General features: G+C 33.7%; 4 protein-coding genes. All 4 read left to right on the top strand.

The features are described from left to right. The coding region (locus tag AC3DU7_RS29400; RefSeq protein ID WP_488042787.1) for a CHAT domain-containing protein at positions 1–1,208 on the top strand (1,208 nt) is incomplete at its 5' end. 36 nt (positions 1,209–1,244) lie between these two features. Then, positions 1,245–1,352: a PD-(D/E)XK nuclease family transposase gene (locus AC3DU7_RS29405; protein ID WP_488042788.1), complete on the top strand. Its 108-nt coding sequence runs from the start codon at positions 1,245–1,247 to the stop codon at positions 1,350–1,352. 191 nt (positions 1,353–1,543) lie between these two features. Next, complete coding sequence (locus AC3DU7_RS29410) at positions 1,544–1,711, top strand: hypothetical protein (protein ID WP_488042789.1); 168 nt, start codon at positions 1,544–1,546, stop codon at positions 1,709–1,711. A gap of 366 nt (positions 1,712–2,077) precedes the next feature. Further along, entirely contained in the window at positions 2,078–2,224 is a 147-nt protein-coding gene (locus AC3DU7_RS29415; RefSeq protein ID WP_488042790.1) for a hypothetical protein, read from the top strand. Positions 2,225–3,268 lie beyond the last annotated feature (1,044 nt).

Here is a 3,268-nt window from a genome sequence, read left to right on the forward strand (position 1 = left end):
AAGAACAAAAGAATTACATGATGTCTTTGGTTGAGCAGATATTTCAAAAATCAAGCTCTGCCAATTATTTAGTTACTCTCAATTTTGCAGGGGGAAGTTTTGCCACAGGTTTTCCAGTTATTAGAGCAAATATTTGGTCAGATGGTCATCCTTTACCAATTTCTTTTACAGGTGAGTTACCCACAAACTTAAAAATTCCTCAACTCTATCAAGACTGGAGCCAAAAATATAAACAATTAAGAGAATGCTATGGAAATTTAGGCTTGCTTCCTAGAATCAAAATGAAGGAAGAGCAGACACCAAATTTTTCCAAAAAAGATATAGAGAAAAAAGCTCAGAAAATAATTCTTGAGATTCAGGAATTAGAAAAAGAGTGGAAAATTCTCCTCAACAACTGGTTAAACAGTTCAGATTTTAATCGCATAGAAAAGGAACTACGGACCAAATTTAACCCTTCAGATAAAGTCCGACTAATTATCCAATCTGAAGATAATTTAATCCAGCACATTCCCTGGCACTTATGGAAATTTTTCTCAGATTACCAATTTGCAGAAACTGCTATAGGTCTGCCAGAAGCTAACCGAGTAGAAAAATTAAATATTGGTCGGGAAAAAATCCGCATCTTAGCAATTTTTGGAGATGACAAAGGCATAAATGTTGAGGCAGATAAAAAATATTTGTCTAATTTCTCCAGAGAAGCAGAAATTGTTTCTTTAGTTAAACCAAGTCGCCAAGAACTAGATGAAAAATTATGGGATAAAAAAGGTTGGGATATTCTTTGTTTTTCTGGTCATAGTGAAAGTAAGCCTGATGGGAGTACCGGATGTTTTTATTTAGGAAATCAAACAAAAATAACAATAGAGGAACTAGAAAATTCTCTAGCAACAACAATTAGGAAAGGTCTACAATTAGCGATTTTCAATTCTTGCGATGGATTAGGTTTAGCCAGACAACTTGCTAGGTTACATATTCCGGCAATTATTGTCATGCGAGAAGAAGTAGCAGATGTAGTTGCTCAGAAATTTTTACAGAATTTTCTGGAGTTATTTGCTAGTAGAAAATCTCTATATATTTCAGTAAGAGAAGCGAGGGAAAAATTACAAGTAATGGAAGATAAATTTCCTGGTGCAAGCTGGTTGCCAGTTATTTGTCAAAATTCCGCAGAAGTTTCTCCGTCATTCCAGTGCGGGCATCTTGCCCGCCAGTAATCTACCTTGATTAATTATCAAAGGAGAAAAATTACTATGAAATTTACCAATCCCAAGGTCGATTATGCCTTTAAAAAAATCTTCAGTTCAGAACAGAGTACAAACATTTTCATTAGCTTTATCAGTCATCAGTTAACCGAATAAATAAATTTTCTAATTAATTTTTCAGGAGCAAATATAATGCTAACTTATTCATCCAAACAACCACGCATAAATCTTCAAGGTCGTTCATTTAAAAATCAAGATTTGACTAATCAAGACTTTTCTTTTGCAGATATCAACAGTATTATGAACTGACAAATCTCTCAGAGCTATCTAAACATGAAGCGGAGCAAATGGAAAAAATACTTGAAAGAGCAGAATCAGACGATTTACTAAATTATTGGATTGAAAAAATAGATCGCTTAGTTTATGAGGATCTAGGTTTATTTACTGAAGAAAAGCTCGACTATTATGAGAAGCAAAAACAAGGGGTAAAGAATTTTTTGTTGATTAAGATGTAAGCATTTCCTGCAGAATGATATTGTAGGTAGGCAAATTAGGTTCAGCCCAACAAAAAATATATTTGCTGGGTTAACCTTTGGGAAGCAATCTAAGTTTTTCAACTAAATCTACAAGAGAATGTTTTTCTGATTAGATATCTAGCAGACTGGATAATCAAAAGCCAAAGAAAGTAATTTCTAAATCTATTCCAAAATTACTGAATTTCTGGATAAAATACTCTCCCAGAATCTTGATAGATCTGACCAATAAACAAAACTCATTTAATTACTCAAGAACTGTGGTTTTAATCCTCCTTCTTAACTTCTTAATGAAGTGTCGTGACACTGTTTCCACAAAACTATTAAAATCCCAAGCGCATTTATGCAATGCCTACTAAATTTAGCGATCGCCAACCAAAATCTCTAACCTCTCACAACTGCTACCAAAATTTTCACTTTCTTCTCAGGAAAGCGATCGCTAATTATCAAAAAGTAGCTTCAAAGCAAAAATTAGACAAGAAAAACAAAATATAGGTTTAACTTATCAAATCAGCCATTAAAATTGTTTAATTGGAATAAACAATTCCTGATTTTTCCCAAATCATTACAAAATATTTCACGAACTTGCGTTATTTCAGCGATTTGGTATCATCTAGATACATAGTCTATTGTGCCAATGTTGTATTTAAAAAGAAGAAATTTTATCTAAAAAAAGCTACAACCTTCTATTTTTCGTCAATATAGGGAGCAAAAATTTATACTTTCTCCACGGTTGAATAAATCTCAAAAAAACAAATTTTGAATAGGTATCGGTGCTTAAGCAATTATAGCCATTGACAGATTTCTTTTTTATAGGGTAATAAAATTTCTCTTCAAGATAAAATATGTCAGAAATGCCCAAATAATTATCGATCTATATATTGTTCTTAGAGCGATCGCCAATCAAAATTTTTAATCTCAACTTCAAGAGGCGATCGCGCAAAATTATCGTGGTACTCAGAAAAATCGAACACTGTTAAAAACTACAATTCTTATAGAGAGCTTGCATCGAAGTTCTCTACTGTAGTTTGACAAAACTCAAACTTCTATAAAAAGCAGTCATATCATGTTCGCTGGTATTGTTTGTATCAACCCAAGCTGAAATATATAGGATTTGCTGGAAAAGTATGAGTGATAGTAGTAGGAGCCAGAATTCAGAATCCAGAAGTTAGGAGGAATGGGAATTATAGAAGAAGCAGTCAGAAGAATCGTAAAAGTGATTTTCTGCCCCTATCTTGCCGAAAATCCTAGATTTTTGAACCATTATAGCGCTACAAGTTTAGGTTAGGACATTCCTAAATCCACCAAACCCACTCACAGTTTACTTTTGCCTGTTGCCAGATGAGCTGTTGCCTAGCGCGTAGCGCTATACCACCTAAAAGTTGACACTTCCTTAGTACCTGAAAAGGGTAAAACCTTTACCCGTCAAGACTTTGATATTTAATCAGCAAGCCCTATATAGAGGAAATTTATAGCAGTTTTTACTCATGTTGACTACAAAACTTCTGCCCTCTGCCTTTAAGCCAAAATGTCTGTATT

The organism is Okeania sp., from assembly GCF_983059655.1.